Below are 19665 nucleotides of genomic sequence, written 5' to 3' on the forward strand. Positions count from 1 at the left end.
GCAGAAAGGTCGTTGCAGTTCCCCTGTCTACGGGGATTGTTACGTCCTTGTACTGGATCATTATTTTTAGGTTTCGGTGTTGCAGTTCCCCTGTCTACGGGGATTGTTACTAAATATCCTCAATATACTATCAACAAAAGAACAGTTGCAGTTCCCCTGTCTACGGGGATTGTTACAAGTTAGGTCAGGTCATCTTTGGATAACACATGAAGTTGCAGTTCCCCTGTCTACGGGGATTGTTACTGCGGCATTTAAAAAGCCTTATTACAAGCGGGTTTGAGCAGGCAAAAGTGCGAAACCCCTGATTGGGATAAATTGTAAGCCCGCAAACCCGCATAAAATGGGATTCGAGTTTTATGTGTGCTTGGGATTCGCACTTGATTTGTTTTTGTCTTCATAATCAAATTTAAATAAATTACCTATACATTTTAAAATACTTTTATCATACACTTCCTCTTTAATACCATTACATATCCACTCTTTTTGCTTATCAAACATGTATGAATTTTTATAAATGTAGCAATCTTTTTTATGTAAATGCTTAAGGTGTATAATCGGTTCATTTTCTATGTCTTCTTTTTCTTTAATATTAAAATATATTTGACCTTCGTCTACTCTACCCTCCCACTTTATTCTAATATGATAATCATTTAAAAGCAAATCATTGATAGTTTTAGTAACGGCATTCTGCCTTTTACGGTCATAAGCCAGTAAAATTCTTAAAGAGTTAATCAAACTTTCCAATGAACTTTTTGAATTTTGCTCTGTTTGGGTAAAATGATTCAAATGCGCAATAGGATTTCTTTTCCATATTATAGCGCCAAATTCATTTTTATTAAGTTTTTTATTCCAGCAAAGCATACTTACTAATTCTCTGTTTTTATTGTTAAGATTATTCTGTATCTTTTTAACTATACGCCCATCATTATTATCATCATTATTATTAAATATAGCTTCAAATCTTCTCTCCTCCAATACGCCATTATACACCAAAGCCTTAAACAAGAAATGCATATCCCGCTCCCAGTCTTGTGTATACCCTACCATACGGGCTGCTATATCAACATGAATCCTAAATATCCTATAAAGAGATTCAAAATTTATTTTATGCTGTAAATGCTTGTAGCGGGCAACTTGTTCTAGGTTTTCTACATATTCTTTTACCTTGTAAAAATCCTTTTTATCCAGGTATAAGGAATCTTTACCATTTTGCTTTTCAGATTTAAGTTTAATACGTTCAAGTTGTTCATGTAATTCATTTAAGCTGTTTTGATAATCTTTTATTATATTGCTTAATTTAATATATTCCAGACATTCTTTTTTCGTAATAAGATAATAACCTTTAAAAATATCTTTATACAAATGCAAAGGAGCCGATCTCATCAGCAGTGCCATATATTTTCTTGTCACAGGTGTCTTACTATCAGAATGATAATATAAATTTGAAGTTTTCGGGTTTTTGAAAACTTTTTTTTCAATAAAATCTTTGAAATATTTTTTTATCATTGTATCATATCCTGATTCTGCCTTAGCCGAAATTTCAGGGATTGACGGCATTGTAAACCTTACAAGCTCCATTAATTCTTCCAGTTCCGCAAGCAGTTCTGTTTCTTTTTCAAGCTTTGTACGGTTACCCGGAAATCTGCGTTCCTTCAGAGAACAACGGTATTTTATAAACTGGTGCTGCAATTTACATATCTCATTTTCATCCAGCAGGCGCAAAAACAAGTAGAAACATAAAAGATCCTTCCTTTTTATGTTCTTCTTATCTTTCTCATCTTCTTTGCCATCTGTTTTTACGGCTTCTGCGCTTGTATTATCTGTACTTTTACCCTTGTTGTCAATAAATGTACTTATGCTAAATCTGCATTTTATATTAAACGGGCTTTTTACTTTTTCTTCAGGAAACAGTTCTTTCAGAGTATCGTTTAAGCCAATGTTTTCTTTTGACAATGGGGGCTGTAATTCATTCTTATAATTTTTAAGTTTATTTTCCAAATATGCACCAAACGCCCATACAACAACATCCCGGATAAATTGTATGTAGTTATTGTTTCCCTCTTCTTTTTCATTTACTTCTTTTGCCCTGGCCATTTGCTTACGCTGAAGTACTTTTAAATAGTCGTCAAGTGATTCTCCCTGATAATCGGGGATGCTTTCATAGCGATATGTATTAACTGTAATATCATCATTTTCGTCAAAATTTTTATGTTTCTTATTATTTTTCGTATTTAATCTCTCTTCTGTTTCTTTGCGATTCCATTCTTTTGTCCGGTTTATAAAATCGGTTATTAATGCTTCATTTTCCCTGACCTCAGGCAAAAATGCATGGTAATATATCAACTGCAGCAAATTCTTATATGCATTATAGCTCTGATCATTATTTTTAACTTCAATATACCATGTTAACTCCCTGTATTCTTCCAGGGCTTTATATGAATTTTGTCCTTGATCCCCTGTTTCTTTGGGACCTTTATCCCTTATATATGCCTTATTAAGATTAGCACCTCTTTTATATACATTTTTAAACGCAGGCATTAAAGAGTTTTTCGGTGAGTAGAGGGCAAATTCCAGCCCGCATGTTTTGAAACAGTCGGATATCATATCAGCCTTATAATATTCCGCAATACCAAGGCTTCGAATCTGCTCACGAAATACATCGTATAAGTTTTCTATATCCCGCTTAATAAACTCTGCCGCTACAGAATAATCAATTTTGTTCTGACCGCTATTTTTATCATCTAATTCTTTAAGTAATTCCAGTAAAGAACTCTCCTTAAAATGGAATGTTCTATTACGCAGATAAGAAACACTTTCAATTGCATTTTTAACCAGTACAATTAAATTCTCTATATCATCATCCGGTCTATCTTTCTTGTCCTTAACATATACCGGATAGAAAAAGGCCAGCTTCTCTTTAAAATGGTCCTGCATCCTGCTGCAAGTTCTAAGTTTATTAAAATAATTACTTTCTATTGCTTCCTTAGCTTTTTTCGTTGTAATATCATCAAATTTTACTGTGTTGCTATCATCAATGAAAAAGCTGGTAAGTCTGTTAATTCCCCAGGATAAGGAAGTCATTACGGATTTTTTAAATGCTTCCTCCACCTGGATATACGACAGGCCATAGGAGTTAAGAAAATCCTCCTGCCAAGTATCATTGTAATAAAAGTAATACAGTAATTTACCCTGCTGTATAAGTCCTGCAACAAGCTGATTTATTATTGAACGGTTAACTTCTTTTTTTACAACTTTATATGAGCAGTAATTTTTATATTTATCTACCAGGCTCTTATCTTTGCTTTTGTTGGAATGCTTTGATTTGACAGGAAAATACTTCTTAAAATATTGCTCCACTTCTTTAAGAAAAAGTAAAAACTCCTCTTTATCCGGATTATATTTTGCACTGCCGCCATTATCAAGCCCGGCAGCCGGCCGGTCTCCGGAAACAAACCTATTATAATTAGTCCTTAAATTCTTGTGGTACTCTCTTAGCTCTTCGGAAACAGCCCTGGAAATTGACCGGGCTTTTTTATCTGTTTTGTCTAATCTATTAGTTATATTGGCTTTCAATTTATCGTAATCATATATTTCCCAATACTTTTCAAGCATTTTTTCATTGAATGTTTTATTAGGCACATCAATCAGCTTAAACAACCATTTCATTTTTTTGGTCGAAGGAACAAGTTTACTTCCTTCAAGAGAGAACGGAATACGGTTATTTTTTATCGACTTTAAAAGCTGCTCCTTTCTGTTTACAATATCTTTTTGTATCATTTCTTTTATTTTCTTAAGTTCAGGAAGTACCTCTTCTTCCGGTATACCGGCTTGTATCTTACGTATCAAATTTTCCAGTGTATCATTAGAATCGGGCGCTTTTAGGTTTCTGCCAAACCCTGTCAGGTTTTTGTTTATTAATATATCTAAATTATCAGGATCGCTATCAACATCAATAGGCTCACATACTATTTTATCGTTACTGCCAACCAATCCTTTTACAAACATATAAAATGGGTTTTTATCGTCTTCTCCGTTTTTTAAAATGCGGCCACGCCAGGAACGTTCAAAGTCCATGCTCTCTATAACTTTATCTGTGCAATCATTATCCTCCGAATCATAATAAAGCAAACCTTGGGACATATCCCTGTAAAACGCAGCAGTTATTTTTTGATCTACACTATTCCCACTAATTCTTCTGCGGGTTAGCTTCATAATAATTACCCCCAAATTTATATGTAAATTTAACCCACTGTCTATTAATGTCAAAATATCATACAAATTTGTAAAAGTCAATGTTTCAGCCAGATATTGGAGGTAATACTTAACTTATGCTTTCTTAGCAAAAAGGTAGCCGAAATTAATCAGCTACCTCAATTATCTATCATATTTGAAAATTATCAGTATGCCCTCAGGTTTTCACCCTTTAATCCTATATATGCGTCCAGACCGATTTCAGATACTACATAATAGTATGAATTATTTAAAACAATTTTAACACGGGACTTGTAACATTTTAAAAAACGATAATCTGCTTATTCTTTATGCGTAAAACGTTATCTTCCTATTCTTTATTTATATTGCTTACCGCCAACCCTCTGTGTATAAATTTATCATTGCCAATATCTGTATTGTGGGGTAATTTTCGTTTATCAAAATTAATATAGTTTTGTGCCGCCTCTTTATGAATGTCTGTAAAATGTATAGGTAATCCCATCGAATAAAAAAGCTTTTTCTGTCCTGTATTTGAAAATGAAGATGCGGTTCTGACGAATTGCCCGAATTACCGCATTTTGCTATCACTTCACCCCGCCTGACATATTGGCCTTTTTGTACCTGTATACTGCGGGGCAAAAGATGTGCCAGGCAACTGTATTCATTTTCCGCATGTTTTATTATTATATAATTGCCCCGTATATCGGTTATAGCCCGATCCATAAACCCATAATTAAATATTTTACTGTCCTTGTGGTTAACTTTTAAATCGACTACGATACCGTCCGCAGGCGCAAGCACATCTTTTCCGTAACAATAATAATTTTCCGGTCTTTTTCTGTCTCCGGCCGCGCTGTTGCCATCCTTATCCAAAATTAGAAAGTCGTAAGCATATCTTTGAGATTGGGTATTCCACGAGTGAGAACCGTCTTTATATACACCGCCGTTGATAACTGTCCATTTTTCTTTAAACGGCAAAGAATATAAAACTTTAGGATTATAACTATGTATATCCGGTAATTTAAATTTATACCTAATATATATAATCGGAATTGCTGTAACCTGTTTTATGGATTGAACAAGCACCGGTAATGTCAATATTATTTCCAATATGCCAAACAGCCAAAAAAGAGCAAAACATTTCCAAATCATATTGTCTGAAAACAATGCCGGAATTCCCAGCAATCCTATATATTTCAATATCCCAATGACCAAAATTACTCTGCTCATTTTTCAGCTCCTCTTATTTATTCTTATATATCTTCTTTAAGCTTAATATATTTGATTAAATAGCAAATGTCAATTTATTACAGCAATTAATTATACGATCCTATTTTTCCTAAATGTTTTTAACAGAATAACTACTTACCAATGATACTCAAATCATTACGGATTAAAAATATATATGAGAAACAGTACGAAAGCTTTTCTGATATACGGTCAACGTATTGGTAAATTATGAACCTATGTATGCATATTATAATGAATGTTATTTTACCTTATATTATAAAAAAAGACCTTCAGAATAATTTCTGAAAGCCCTTTATAAATTTATATATCAAAAAATGCACAATATAAACATTACTATTTCTCAATACTCTAACCCATACCCAATATCAAACAGCAATTCCGGATTTTCTTTTCCGATATCTTCAACACTCTTATAATAAGGCATGGGAAGTTTTCCGGTAAATGGAGCCACACCGGACAGGACGGATGCTATACCGTCTCCTTCGGTTCCCGGAAGATAACACATAACTACAGCATCCCAATCGTCTATATAATCTGTTATTAGTACGTTTCTTCCGGCAATAATCAAGGTAATTACAGGCTTATTAAGGCTTTTTGCCAGTTCTATTGCTGCCGCATTGTCAGGATGAGCTTTATCCCCGACTATAGAAAGATCTGCCGTATCTCCCGTATATTCTGCATAAGGCACTTCACCGATTGCCAGTATTACCAAGTCGGCTTCATTTGCTCTTTCTTCATCGGTTATGATTTCAAAACCAAATTTGCTGCCATACTCAAGTAAACCTTCCAAAATAGTTGTTCCTTCCGTTGCCTTATACATTCCTCTGTCCATGCTGCCCTGCCAGGTTTGCATCCATCCGCCGCACTGCATACCAAGGTCATTGGCGGCAGGACCGGTAACAAATATTTTCTGACCCTTCTTTAAAGGAAGCATATTGCCGTCGTTTTTAAGCAGGACCAAAGACTTTTCTACCAATTGCTTGGCAAGTTTACGATACTTTTCACTACCCAAATTTTCAACTTCACGGCCTACAATTTCCATATAAGGGTCATCAAATAAGCCTATTTCCTGCTTTACAGTCAGAATCCTTCTTACCGCATCGTTAATTCTATCTTCAGATACTTTTCCTGTTTTTGCCGCATCAAGCAGGGCATCATAAGCCTTTTTATAGCTAACTGCTTCCATGAACATATCTATTCCGGCATTAACCGCTTTTACTATATTTTCTTCGTAAGTTTGGCCGCTTAGAGTGGATACTGCCTCGTAGTCGGATATAATAAAACCTTTAAAGCCCAGTTCATTCTTAAGGACATCGGTAAGAAGGTATTTGTTCTCATGCATCTTAACTCCGTTCCAGGAACTGTAGGAAGCCATAATTATCTTGACCCCGCTGTCTATCAGTTCCTTATAAGGAAGGAGATGAATCTCTCTTAGTTCTTCTTCGGAGATTATAGCATCTCCTCTGTCTATTAGAAAATCTCCTTCTCCGGTTCCAAATTTGACCCCACCGTCAGCCACATAATGTTTTGCCGTAGGTGCAATTCCATGATCCATCTGCCCTTTTATATAAGCCTTAGCCAGTTTAGCAACTATGGCAGGATCACTGGAATAACATTCATAAGTTCTGCCCCATCTGGGATCGGTATTTACGGCAACGCAAGGCGAGAAATTCCACTGTACCCTTATCAGCTTCATTTCTTCGGCAACCGCAGCCCCCATTTCATATACCAATTCGGGATCATTGGCTGCACCTATACCGATATTGTGGGGAAATACAACGGCATTTTTGACAAGGGCAAGGCCGTGTACCGCATCCACCCCGTAAATTATAGGAATCCCTTTATCGGTCATTAAAGCTGCACTCTGATAATTTTCAATCATCTCCTGCCAGTCTTCTATGGTATTGTTTTTAGGGTAAGAGCCGCCGCCACTTAATACGGAACCAAGCATCAGGTTTCTTATGTCGCCTGTCGAAACCATATCCCTGGCCCCCTGTATCATCTGGCCTATCTTTTCTTCCATCGTCATCGAGACGATCAGTTCATCAATAGATGTTTCTTTTGACACTTTAGGTGGCGGGTTTAAATCCTTTTCGTCGGAAGGAGACGTCTTTTTAAGTTTTCCTGAACATCCACCAAGTACCAGTACTAATACCAGCAGTAAAGCTAAATACTTATAACCTCTCATAATTATTTTTACCTCTCTTAATTATACGTCGTATTGTTATATACGATTAATTTTCAATACTGTTCAATAACTGATTTACTTTCTCCTTATACTCCTGATTGTGCTCAATCCACATCATTACATGTTCACTGTCTTCAACCGTCCATATCTGCTTATTGTTGCCTTTGATGATTAATTACTAATTTTCTTTTCAAAAAATCAACTCCTCATTGCCATTTTATCCCTTAATTAACTGTATTAATTATATAGTTATTTATATAAAAAGAAAATAGTATGCCAGGTTAATTTTAAAATTTACTACATAAAACAAAACAGTATCTTTCCCTATAATTAAGTGCCCCGCTTTTTAAAAATGTGATAAAATATATCAAAACCTACATTTAAAACTTTTACGGAAAGGCTATAACTATGAAACTAAATTACAACATAAGATACGGAACCTTTATCGGCAGGCCAAACAGGTTTATTGCCCACATAGACATAGACGGGCAACAGGTAATAAGCCATGTCCCCAATACGGGAAGGCTGAAAGAAATATTAATACCCGGTGCACCGGTTATAGTATCCTATCATCCCGAAGAAAGCAGAAAAACTAAATATGAACTTAGGATGGTAAAAAAGAAAGATTCTTGGGTATCAATTGATTCTCAGCTTCCAAATGCCCTGGCTTATGAGGCTGTTGCAAAGGGGCTTATTAAAGAACTTAGCGGATTTAATCATATAAAAAAAGAAGTAACCTACCAAAACAGCCGTTTTGACCTTCAATTATCAGATGATAACGGTCAAATCTGTTTTGTTGAAGTTAAAGGAGTAACTTTAGAAAAAGACGGCTGGTCATATTTCCCCGATGCTCCTACCGAGAGAGGAAGAAAACATATAGATGAGCTTATCCATGCAGCCGGGTGCGGCTATAAAGTAGCCCTTTTGTTTGTAATCCAGTTTGAACAGGCAGCAGGCTTTTCACCAAACCATGTAACCGATCCTGCTTTTGCAAACAAAGTAAAAGAAGCCAAAAATGCCGGAGTAGAAATACTGGCATACCGATGCACAGTAAAGCCTGATGAAGTAAGTATTACGAAAAAAATTCCGGTTATATTGTAACATACAAGGTTTGATATTTTATCCATCTTAACAAATTTATAAAATATGTTAGGATAAAAATAAAAAGGGGAAATAGGATTTGAAAGTAGTAGTTGCAATAGATTCGCTGAAAGGGAGCCTTTCTTCTATAGAGGCCGGCATGGCAATTAAAGAAGGTATCTTAAAGGCTTGTGAAGCAGAAGTTATAGTAAAACCCCTGGCAGACGGCGGGGAGGGAACGGTTGATGCTCTGCTTTTCGGAATGGGAGGGGCAAAAATACAAACAGAAGTTACAGGCCCGCTGGGAGAAAAAATCACCGCTTCTTACGGTATTTTGGATGATAAAAAGACCGCCGTCATTGAAATAGCCGAGGCAGCAGGCATAAAGTTGGTTCCAAAGTCCAGGCTTAATCCTTTATATACAACCACTTACGGTGTAGGTGAAATGATTAAGGATGCCATCTTACGGGGCTGCCGTAATTTTATTGTCGGTATCGGAGGAAGCGCAACCAATGACGGCGGTATCGGTATGTTAACCGCTTTGGGAATTGAATTTTTTGATGCAAAAGGAAATGCAGTAAAACCCATAGGAAATGATTTAATAAAAATAACAGATTTAAGTACAAAAAACGCTTTAAAAGAGCTTTCGGAATGCTCCTTCAGGATTGCCTGTGACGTTAATAATCCTCTCTACGGGCCGATAGGAGCCGCATACGTCTTTGGACCTCAAAAAGGTGCCACACCCGAAACAGTAGAAATACTTGATAAAGGTTTAAGAAATTATTCCGATGCGGTAAAAAAGGCTACGGGCAAAGATACCGCAAATTATCCGGGTACGGGAGCCGCAGGAGGCCTAGGTTATGCGTTCTTAACTTTCCTTAATGCCCGGCTGGAATCCGGCATTAATATTATTCTTGACGAAATTAAGCTTGAAGAAGATATAAAGGATGCCGATTTTGTAATTACCGGTGAAGGCAAACTGGACTTTCAGACCGCTATGGGTAAAGCCCCCATTGGGGTAGCCAGGCTGGCTAAAAAATACGGCAAAAAGGTAATTGCTTTCGGCGGAGGCGTAGCAAAAGACGCTTATAAATGCAACGAAAAAGGCATAGACGCTTTATTTTCCATACTTCAGCTTCCCATAACATTGGAAGAAGCCATGGAAGAAAAAACCGCAAGATATAACTTGTTTGCATCAGCTTATCAGGTATTCAGGCTCATCCGTGCGCTTATTAGTTAAAGTAAATAAAATACACTAATCCATTGCTTCTTTAATAAACCCAATTTTTTATGTAAGCGTCAGGCGAAAACCGCCTGGCGTTTGCATAACCATATATGAAAATATTAGTTAGTACATTCAGAAGTATTTCATATATATTATTCCAGACACTGAGCCAATCTTTTCTTGTCCAATATCTTAAAACTTCGTCCGTACAAATCAATCAAACCCTCATCTTTCATTCTGGACAGTTCCCTGCACATAGACGTACGGGATACATTTAAAAAGTCTGCCAGTTCCGTCCGGTTTAAGGGTATCTGAAAGGTATTGCTACCGTATTCCATTGATGTCTTAAGCAAATAACTTGCCAGTTTCTCACGCATTCCTTTTAGGGTTAGAAGTTCCAGCTTCCAGTTTAGTGTTACGTTCTTTTCCCCCAGAATTACCATCATATTTTGTATCAGGGTAAAATGATAACCGCACGTCTGACCGCAGCTTTTAATAATTCTTTCATAGGGGATAAGAAGAACTTTAACCGGTTCCATTGCCTGAACCGTAACCGGAGACATCCTGGATGCCGTACATACAATACCTTCCGCAAACATATCTGACTCTTCCAAAATCGCGATAATGTGCTTGTTTCCCGCCAGGCTCTCTTTCATAATCTGAGCTCTTCCGGAAAGTATTATTCCGATATGATTAATTACATCCCCCGCAAAAAGAATGTATTCCTCTTCTTCATAGCTTTTTACCTGCACGCCCAGGCACCCTAAAAGATGCTTATAATTGCTTTCATCTATATTACGAAACAAAACACTTTTTTTAAATATGGGAAAATACTCTTCCAAGACTACTCCTCCTTAATGATATATCCAATTATATATTTGATATCTCCCATAAGTAGGTAACCAAAAAATCTTTTTCTTTGCAAAAATGTTGCCGCGGCTACACTTTCTTTCTCATGATTGTATTATACTCACCGTAGATTGAAGATGTCAACCAAAACATTTAAATACAAAATAAGAGTCAATAAGGAGAGGAATTATGGAAAACAAGATGTTTTGCTATCAATGTCAGGAAACAGCCGGATGCAAAGGATGCACCACGTTTGGTGTGTGCGGCAAGTCACCCGACTTGGCGAGAATGCAGGATTTACTGGTTTATGTAACAAAAGGGCTGAGTGCCGTTACAACAGCTTTACGGGCACAAGGCGAAACTGTTTCGGCAGACATTAATCATTATATTACAATCAACCTTTTTACAACTATAACAAATGCCAATTTTGATAATGAAGTCTTTTACCAAAGAGTTTTTGAAACCTTGCGTATTAAGAATAAATTATTAGATAAGATAAGCGATAAGAATAATCTTCCCGAAGCCGCCCTTTGGAATGCTTCAACCAGGGAAGAACTGGACGAAAAGTCCGTTACAGTCGGTGTTCTTTCGACAAAGGATGAAGATATAAGAAGCTTAAGAGAATTGATTACTTACGGACTAAAAGGCCTGGCTGCTTACATGAAACATGCCAACGAATTAAATTACGACAGCGAAGAAATCAACGCGTTTATGCAGAAAGCCTTAGCTTCCACCTTAGATGACAATTTAACCGTTGATGAGCTTATAGCTCTTACTTTAGAAACCGGAAAAGTAGGAGTAGACGGCATGGCTCTTCTTGATTCGGCAAACACCGGAACTTACGGAAATCCGGAAATCACTAAGGTTAATATCGGGGTAAGAAACAGGCCCGGTATCCTCATATCCGGCCATGACCTAAGGGATTTGGAGCAGCTTCTTGAGCAAACCAAAGATACGGGTATTGATGTATATACTCACTCCGAGATGCTTCCTGCCCATTACTATCCTGCTTTCAAAAAATACGATCACTTTGTCGGAAACTACGGCAATGCTTGGTGGAAGCAGAAAGAAGAGTTCGAAAGCTTCAACGGGCCTATACTTATGACAACCAACTGCGTTGTTCCTCCTGCGCCTTCGTATAAGCACAGGCTCTTTACTACCGGTGCTGCCGGAGTACCCGGATGCGTTCACATTGAAAGGGACGAAAACGGTTATAAAGACTTCTCCCCTATAATAGAAATGGCTAAGACCTGCCAGCCTCCCAAAGAAATCGAAAAAGGTGAAATCATCGGCGGCTTTGCCCATGCCCAGGTATTTGCCCTTGCCGATAAGGTAGTGGAGGCCGTAAAATCCGGTGCCATCCGCAAATTCTTTGTAATGGCAGGTTGTGATGGCCGTCAGAAAGCAAGAAACTACTATACCGAATTTGCCAAAGCTCTGCCTAAGGATACCGTTATCTTAACCGCAGGTTGTGCCAAGTACAAATATAATAAATTAAACCTTGGCGATATCAACGGTATACCAAGAGTTCTTGACGCAGGTCAGTGTAACGACTCATACTCCCTGGCACTCATCGCCTTAAAACTGAAAGAGGCCTTTGAGCTTACCGACATAAACGAGCTTCCTATTGCATTTAATATCGCATGGTATGAACAGAAAGCGGTAATAGTTCTTCTTTCACTCCTGTACTTAGGGGTTAAGAACATACACTTAGGGCCTACCCTTCCTGCCTTCCTTTCACCCAATGTTGCCAAGGTACTAGTTGAAAACTTCGGCATAGCAGGAATTGGAACCGTAGAAGATGACATAAAGCTGTTTTTGGAATAAAACATGCAAACATAGCCCCTACTCCATTTAGCATAGATTAAGACAATTTAATTTACCGGTAAAGTACAGACATAAAAAGGAGCGGCTGTTATTTGGGATTTGAGCCCAATAGCTGCTCCTTGTTGCCATTAAATAATATTAATAAGTGTTATCGGAAGATATACCTTTTTGCTTCTTTGTAAAACGGCAATAATAGTAGTATAAACTATCAACAATTAAAGGAGGTATCATGGACAGTATTAAGTTAATGATGGAAGAACATCAATATATTCTAAGGATGCTAGCCGTTGTGCGAAAAGCCTGTCTCGGTATAATGAACGGTAATGATATAGATTACAAAGATTTTGATAGAATGATAGATTTTATCCGCAATTATGCCGATGCCCACCACCACGGCAAAGAAGAAAAGCTTTTATTTAATGAAATGGTGGAACACCTGGGCCCTTTGGGAAACAAGTTAATAACCCATGGCATGCTGATTGAACATGACCTTGGCAGACTGTATATCCGGGAACTTGAAAGTGCTTTGGACCGGGTTAAAAAGGGCGATGCCGAAAGCCGAATAGACGTAATAGCCAATGCCATCAGCTATACACATCATTTGAAGCGACATATAGAAAAAGAAGACAGCGTTATATATACCTTTGCAAAAAACCGGCTTCCGGCGGAGATTTTAAATAAGGTTGATAATGATACCGATTCTTTCGAAGCAAATGCGAAAGAAAAAGGAATCCAGGACTACTATATATCGTTGCTTGATGAGCTGGAAAGGAAATATATAAATTAGTTTTATATACTTTTTATAATAAAAATTAATTTTAAATGTTTTTTAAACCGGCTTAACTTCCTTATTCACATATATTTATTAAGAGGCTGTTGCACTAGATTATGCAGCAGCCTCTTAATTTTATGTATTTGGTCCTAAAATTTTATTTTCAAAAAATCATTAATTTCAGGCAGAAAAACCTTTTTATTTCCAAAAATTATGTTACAATATATTTATAATTATAAAAAGTAAGGATTTTATATGCAACGCCTATTCAGGGGGAGATTTAATGATTGATGTTAATGCCATAGAGGACTATCTTCTGCTTCACGGTGATTGCATGGAATACCTTAAGGAAATTCCGGATGGCAGCATCGATTTAATTCTGTGCGATCCTCCCTACAATCTTGCCAAATATTCAACCGGCAATATGCAATTTAACTGGCGAAGCGAAATTAACAACGACCTGGCTGAATGGGACCTTGTAGAGCTAAATCCTGCAGATTTCGTTAAAGATTTTAAAAGGATTCTTTCACCCACCGGAAATATATTTATCTTTACCGGTTATAACCTGTTCGGAAAATGGCATGAAGTATTTGATAAGGAATTTGACACTTTTCAGTTCATGGTATGGCATAAAACCAACCCTGTTCCGAGCATACGAAAGTCTTCTTTTCTTAACAGCTGCGAACTGATTGTCTGTATGTGGAATAAAGGCCATACCTGGAATTTCTTAAAGCAAAGCCAGATGCACAATTTTATAGAAGCACCCATCTGCATGGGCCAGGAAAGGCTAAAATATCCGAAGCACCCCACTCAAAAACCCCTGTCAGTACTTAGGCATATTATTGAAATAGCCAGCAATGAAAATGATTTGGTTCTTGATATGTTTATGGGCGTAGGCTCTACCGGTGTTGCGGCCTTAAATCTTAATCGCCGCTTTATCGGTATAGAAATTGACAAGGAGTATTATACGGCAAGTGTAAAACGAATAAAAGAAGCCGTCTCAGAAAAAGATTACCCCTCACGCACCAAAACCCACTGATGGGTTTTTACATGGTATTTTATGTGTATTAACTGGGCACAACCGTTTCTTATTATATTGCAGCAAAAGTGTATAGCCGGCATTCCGGCATACTTTTCTTCCCGTGAAAAAACTATATTTTCAATTTTAAAAGTCTGCAGGGTGTGCTCTTCATCTTCAAGCCTTATATAATTCGGCCTGATTTTTCCCTGAACATTGAAAGTTGCAATTACATCCACCGGCATATTCAGCATCTTCATACCCTTCCTTCTGTTCCGAAATTAATTAACTTCCTTTATGAGCCTTAATATATTTCTGTTCTTATACCTAAATGTATTTCTATGTTTCACATCCTTTTCTGATATATAGGCGGCTGTATCAGTTTTTACTTTCTGATATCAAATTTTGCTTTCTGATACTTGCCCTTAATTTAAATCCAATTTTCTTTCACGGTTTATACCTGACTTTTATCTTTGCAGCTTATTATTTATTTTACTTTCTTAATAAGATAATACTTTATTCTCATATCATTAAATTGCCTTAATTATAAGGTTATCCCTTCTTTATACATTGGTTTTCGCTTTTCCGGAGAAATACCGCCGGCCATATGATAAACCGGCCCTTTTAAAAAAATAGCCCGCTTGACGGAATCTTCACCGTACCGTTCTCTTATTGTGTCCACAACCGCATCCAGCCTGGACAGTTTCTCGTAACGGTTCATATCAAAAAGATTTATCTGTTTATAAACTTCTCCCCTTACTATTTTGCTTGTGTGAATTCCAAGATGTCTTATCGGTGTTCCGTCCCAAAGCCGGTCAAACAATTTGCAGGCGGCTTTGTGTATCTCGTTTGTGATATTTGTCGGAGAGATAAGGGTCATCTGGTGGGATGAGTGCCGGAAATATATATCTACTATACTTACCGCAACCACCGTTGCCATAACATTGTCTGCCCGCAGCCTTGTGCATACTTTTTCTGCCAAAGAAAGCAGCACCATCTTGGCGGTACTGCCGTCATCCACATCGAACGGAATAGTCGTCGAATTGCCGTAGCCCTTATTGGGAGGCGCTTCTTCGGCAACAACGGATAAATCAATCCCGTTGGCAAAGGCATGAATTACCTCCCCATACTTTTTAAAATGCGCCCTAAGGATATCCGGGTCCGTATTGGCCAGTTGCCCGATTGTATGGATTCCCAAAGCATGAAGCTTTCTTTTGGAGGCAGGCCCGACAAAGAACAGGTCCCCTACAGGCAAGGGCCACATTTTCTGCTCTATCTCTTCGGGAAATAAGGTATGCACCATATTGGGCTTTTTAAAATCTGACGCCATCTTTGCAAGTATCTTATTTGTGGAAATTCCCACATTTACCGTAAAACCCAGTTCGCTGTAAATCTTATCTTTAAGAAGAGTGGCCGCAACCACAGCAGAGCCGTAAAGCCCTACCGTTCCGGTCATGTCACAAAAAGCTTCATCCACCGAATACTGTTCAACACAGGGAGAAAACTCTTTAAGAATCTCCATCATAGCCTCAGAACAGCTTTCATAAAGGTCATAGTGGGGCGGCACCATAACCAGATTCGGACAAAGCTTTAAGGCATCGTTTATGGTATCTCCCGTCCTTACGCCGTATTTTTTGGCAGGAGTAGACCTGGCGAGGATAATCCCGTGTCTCTTTTTCACATCTCCTGCCACAGCAGAAGGAATCTCCCTCAAATCCGTTTTCTCTCCACGGATTCGCAGTCGATAAACGGCTTCCCAACTTAGGAAAGCCGAATTTACATCAATATGAAAAATAATTTTATTCATAAATGCGACCACCTCTTGGCGTCATTAAACAGAACTTATGTTCGATTAGATTATAGCAGAACTTATGTTCGGTGTAAAGAGGGAATAAAAGTAAATTCATCGCAAAAATAGTTATTTAATAACTCTTTGGATTTATATTATCCGGTTGACACCCGCAGTTAAAAGCATTTCTTAAATGACATATAACATTATAAAATACTGCGTAAAATTTGATTGACAATTTTTTTTTAATAATGTATTATTGAATTACATTATTTTCAATAATTAGTAGTTTTATTACATTTTAGAAAAGAGTATTGTCTACATACCAAATTTGTGGATATCAGATAATTATAATTCCTCACGTTTTAAAAGTTTTCTTAATGATGCAGCTTCTGTGTGGAATTCAAGTGGAGTAGTGCAGATAGGAGGTAATTATGATTAAAAAACATTTTAAAAAAGCTATATTCATCTTAGCAGTATGCTTAGCCTTATGTGGCGCTATTGTTTATGACTCTTTACATTCAAAAAATCCAGAAAGAGTCGAAATACATACTAGCTATACTTATAATTATGGAAGTCTTGATGAGCTGGTTAATAATAGTAATATCATTGCAGTTGTCGAAATAACTAGTAATGGAAAACAAATTGGAAACGGCCCTCTTCCAGAAACCATATTTACCGCTGAGGTAAAAAAATCCATATATAATTGCAAAAAGGGTGAAGAGATTAAATTATATATGATTGGAGGGAAAAAAGATAATCGTATTTACGAAAAAAGTGATGATCCGTTGATGAAATCTGGAGAAAAATATTTGATATTTGCCAAAAAGAATGATGATGGTACCTATACAACTCTTAGCGGTACACAAGGAAGAATGAAATATGATAATGGAAAAATCAATTCTTTTAAATTTGCTAATAAAAATTCAAATTTAACCTTTGATAATGTATCAGAAGATTCCATGGTTAAAATGATAAATGAGGTAAAAAGGATAAAATAAATTTTAATTATATCAATACTAGTGTTAATTAACTTACATCGTATTCTCGGTAAGACTTATAAAAAGTGCTTTTTTGCAAAATCAACCGGATACTTTTTCTGTTTTAAACGGTAGATAGTGATTTCTCAATTAAATATTCGCCTCACATTTGAGCAACAAACATAAGACAGGGTTTATTTTCGGTATTTCATTTAGCGGCAGCTTGCATTTTATTTTTCTTCAGCCTGAAAGATGCATAATTTATCCTCAATTTACCAATATGGAATTTTATTTGGGCAGTAATTCTTTATAGATGCAGCCCTAATTTCCACAAAACAACCGCATAACCTGCACAAGCCGTTCATAAGATATTGGCATTTGCTGCAGCTTTCAAGCCGAGCGGCATAGATATCTTCCGGTGTTTTTAATTCTTCCGGAATATTGGATATGTAATTTGAAATGGTTTTATAATACTCTTTATCTGAAAATCCTTCGGTCAAACATTTTCTGCAAAATCTTTTGTCCAATTTTAACTTCCCTTCTGCTATTGCATTATATTTTTTATTGCTATAAGTCACGTTAAAGATTTCCCGCATAAATTTTATATAAAATCGAAATTTCTGAATTGGCTTTTTGATAATCCGGTAAGATTATGGATATAGGAATATTAAATTAATACTTTTTCATTTACGCCATTATTTTAAATTATAATACACTTAAACTTATAATTCCATTATTGAAGCTAATATGACCAGATAAATATAGAATACTGAAATTCTATATTTCAATGCGTATTGCCTTATTTTTTACTTTATGAACTCTACTCCATATTAGATAATAAATAAGTAGAGCTAAAAGTATATATAACTTTCAGCTCTACTTTCTCGTTTTTATAGAAGTTTAAAAATCCTCAAATATGCATCTTGGTATTCCCTGTTCAATCTGAGGTTTCAGATATTCGATGAGGGCAGGCAGATCCATTGCTCCAAGATCACCGTCTTTGCGGCTGCGGACTGCAAATGTATTATTTTCAGCTTCCATGTCGCCGACCACAAGAATATACGGTACTTTCTCAAGTTGAAAATTCTTTATTTTATTTCTCATATTGTCATTATCCAGGTTTAATTCGACACGAAAACCTTGTCCTCTAAGCTGACTTGAAATTTTCTTTGCATAATCATTGTGTTTTTCCCTTATAGGCACCACGCCAAATTGAACGGGAGCCAGCCAAAACGGAAATTCACCCTTATAATGTTCTATTAAAAGAGCTATAAACCTTTCCATGCTTCCAAATAAGGCCCGGTGAATCATGAAGGGAGTATGCCTCTTGCCGTCCTGCCCGACATAGAACACATTAAATCTGGCAGGTAAATTAAAGTCAAACTGTATAGTGCTGCATTGCCATTCTCGGTTCAGTGAATCATAAAGTTTTATATCAATCTTCGGCCCGTAGAAAGCTCCGCCGCCTTCGTCAATCTTGTAGTCCAAACCTGCCGATATAACAGCTTTTTTAAGAACCTCGGTAGCCATTTCCCAGTCCTTTTCGTCACCTATAGATTTATTCTCAGGTCTGGTTGAGACATAAGCCTGGAACTTATTAAGACCAAAGGACCTCAATATATAAAGTGAAAATTCAAGAGCTCTTTCAACTTCCCTTTCCACCTGCTCGGGAGTGCAGAAAATATGGGCATCGTCCTGGGTAAATCCCCTGACCCTGGTCAGACCGTTTAAAGTTCCCGAAAGCTCATATCTGTATACATTTCCATATTCGGCATACCTTATAGGCAAATCCCGGTACGAATGTATCCGGCTGTTATAGATATTGATGTGGAAAGGACAGTTCATAGGCTTTAGATAATACTCTTCATCATCAATTACAATAGGATTATACATTGTTTCTCTATAGAATTGCAAATGCCCCGATGTTTTCCAAAGTTCTGACCGGCCGATATGAGGCGTATAAACCCACTGATAACCGTTAAGTATATGAGCTTTCTGTCCGAAACCCTCCAAAATATATCTTAGCATTGCCCCCTTTGGATGCCATAATATCAAGCCCTGGCCGATATCATTTGAAGCAGAAAACAGCTCTAATTCGTTTCCTAAGACTTTATGGTCCCGTTTTGCGGCCTCTTCAAGAAAATTCTTATATTCCATAAATTCATCAGCTGTAGGAAACGCTGTAACATAAATTCTTTGAAGTACACGGTTATTTGCATTATCATCCTCATATACTCCTGAATAGCTTCGTAATTCAAACACACAATCAATGTCATCTGCCGATATTTGTTTTCCTATTTCTTCAAAAATCTTCGGAACAAGCGGAGGAATATCATAGTCGCAATAGAATCCTTCGTTGCTTTCCATAAATTTAATACAGTTCGCTTCATGAAAATGTTTTCTTACCGCTTCTGTCAATCTGTCTGCCAATAATTTTTTATAACTTACCATAAACTCATCTCCTCATTTTAATC

14 protein-coding genes and 1 CRISPR repeat array (1 of these 15 only partly in view) are annotated in these 19665 nt (G+C 36.9%); of the genes, 6 read left to right on the forward strand and 8 right to left on the reverse strand.

The annotated features are described in order from the left end of the window. Window positions 1-243: direct repeats of the CRISPR family, unit length 32 nt; unit sequence GTTGCAGTTCCCCTGTCTACGGGGATTGTTAC (it extends 56 nt beyond the left edge of the window). A 111-nt stretch (window positions 244-354) separates the two neighbouring features. From cas13a to HHT355_RS11730, 3 genes are all read right to left on the reverse strand, one after another. After that, the gene (gene cas13a, locus HHT355_RS11720; RefSeq protein WP_103203632.1) at window positions 355-4212 is read right to left on the reverse strand and encodes a type VI-A CRISPR-associated RNA-guided ribonuclease Cas13a; all 3858 of its coding nucleotides are present in this window, start codon (window positions 4210-4212) and stop codon (window positions 355-357) included. 369 nt (window positions 4213-4581) lie between these two features. Further along, window positions 4582-5442 carry a M23 family metallopeptidase gene (locus tag HHT355_RS11725; protein WP_103203633.1) on the reverse strand — a complete coding sequence of 287 codons (861 nt, stop codon included), beginning with the start codon at window positions 5440-5442 and terminating at the stop codon, window positions 4582-4584. Window positions 5443-5803: 361 nt separating this feature from the next. Continuing rightward, window positions 5804-7651: a glycoside hydrolase family 3 protein gene (locus HHT355_RS11730; RefSeq protein ID WP_103203634.1), complete on the reverse strand. Its 1848-nt coding sequence runs from the start codon at window positions 7649-7651 to the stop codon at window positions 5804-5806. 408 nt (window positions 7652-8059) lie between these two features. Between HHT355_RS11730 and sfsA the strand changes: the two genes are divergently transcribed. Further along, window positions 8060-8752 (forward strand): DNA/RNA nuclease SfsA, encoded by a 693-nt coding sequence (sfsA, locus tag HHT355_RS11735; RefSeq protein WP_103203635.1) that lies wholly within the window; start codon window positions 8060-8062, stop codon window positions 8750-8752. Between the two features lie 79 nt (window positions 8753-8831). Beyond that, window positions 8832-9971, forward strand: coding sequence for a glycerate kinase (locus tag HHT355_RS11740; RefSeq protein WP_103203636.1), 1140 nt, complete (start codon window positions 8832-8834; stop codon window positions 9969-9971). 137 nt (window positions 9972-10108) lie between these two features. Here HHT355_RS11740 and HHT355_RS11745 read toward each other — a convergent pair whose 3' ends face one another. Continuing rightward, window positions 10109-10798 carry a Crp/Fnr family transcriptional regulator gene (locus tag HHT355_RS11745; RefSeq protein ID WP_103203637.1) on the reverse strand — a complete coding sequence of 230 codons (690 nt, stop codon included), beginning with the start codon at window positions 10796-10798 and terminating at the stop codon, window positions 10109-10111. Window positions 10799-10994: 196 nt separating this feature from the next. Between HHT355_RS11745 and hcp the strand changes: the two genes are divergently transcribed. From hcp to HHT355_RS11760, 3 genes are all read left to right on the forward strand, one after another. Beyond that, window positions 10995-12632 (forward strand): hydroxylamine reductase, encoded by a 1638-nt coding sequence (gene hcp, locus HHT355_RS11750; RefSeq protein ID WP_103203638.1) that lies wholly within the window; start codon window positions 10995-10997, stop codon window positions 12630-12632. A gap of 229 nt (window positions 12633-12861) precedes the next feature. Next, complete coding sequence (locus HHT355_RS11755) at window positions 12862-13419, forward strand: hemerythrin domain-containing protein (RefSeq protein ID WP_103203639.1); 558 nt, start codon at window positions 12862-12864, stop codon at window positions 13417-13419. 268 nt (window positions 13420-13687) lie between these two features. Next, a complete protein-coding gene (locus HHT355_RS11760) occupies window positions 13688-14443 on the forward strand; it encodes a DNA-methyltransferase (protein ID WP_103203640.1) in 756 nt (251 codons plus the stop codon). Here the strand turns inward: HHT355_RS11760 and HHT355_RS11765 are convergent. Together HHT355_RS11765 and HHT355_RS11770 are read right to left on the reverse strand one after the other, a co-directional pair. After that, window positions 14416-14682: a hypothetical protein gene (locus tag HHT355_RS11765; RefSeq protein WP_103203641.1), complete on the reverse strand. Its 267-nt coding sequence runs from the start codon at window positions 14680-14682 to the stop codon at window positions 14416-14418. The two genes, HHT355_RS11760 and HHT355_RS11765, sit on opposite strands and share 28 nt — an antisense overlap. 284 nt (window positions 14683-14966) lie before the next feature. Then, complete coding sequence (locus HHT355_RS11770; protein ID WP_103203642.1) at window positions 14967-16229, reverse strand: DNA polymerase Y family protein; 1263 nt, start codon at window positions 16227-16229, stop codon at window positions 14967-14969. Between the two features lie 416 nt (window positions 16230-16645). On the opposite strand from HHT355_RS11770, the gene HHT355_RS11775 reads away from it, so the two are divergent. Beyond that, window positions 16646-17212: a hypothetical protein gene (locus HHT355_RS11775; RefSeq protein WP_103203643.1), complete on the forward strand. Its 567-nt coding sequence runs from the start codon at window positions 16646-16648 to the stop codon at window positions 17210-17212. A 251-nt stretch (window positions 17213-17463) separates the two neighbouring features. On the opposite strand, the gene HHT355_RS11780 is transcribed toward HHT355_RS11775, so the two are convergent. Further along, complete coding sequence (locus HHT355_RS11780; protein ID WP_103203699.1) at window positions 17464-17718, reverse strand: DUF6171 family protein; 255 nt, start codon at window positions 17716-17718, stop codon at window positions 17464-17466. A 373-nt stretch (window positions 17719-18091) separates the two neighbouring features. Beyond that, complete coding sequence (gene thrS, locus HHT355_RS11785; protein ID WP_103203644.1) at window positions 18092-19642, reverse strand: threonine--tRNA ligase; 1551 nt, start codon at window positions 19640-19642, stop codon at window positions 18092-18094. Between the last annotated feature and the right edge of the window lie 23 nt (window positions 19643-19665).

The sequence above is a fragment of the Herbinix hemicellulosilytica genome, assembly GCF_002904165.1.
Lineage (GTDB): Bacteria > Bacillota > Clostridia > Lachnospirales > Lachnospiraceae > Mobilitalea > Mobilitalea hemicellulosilytica.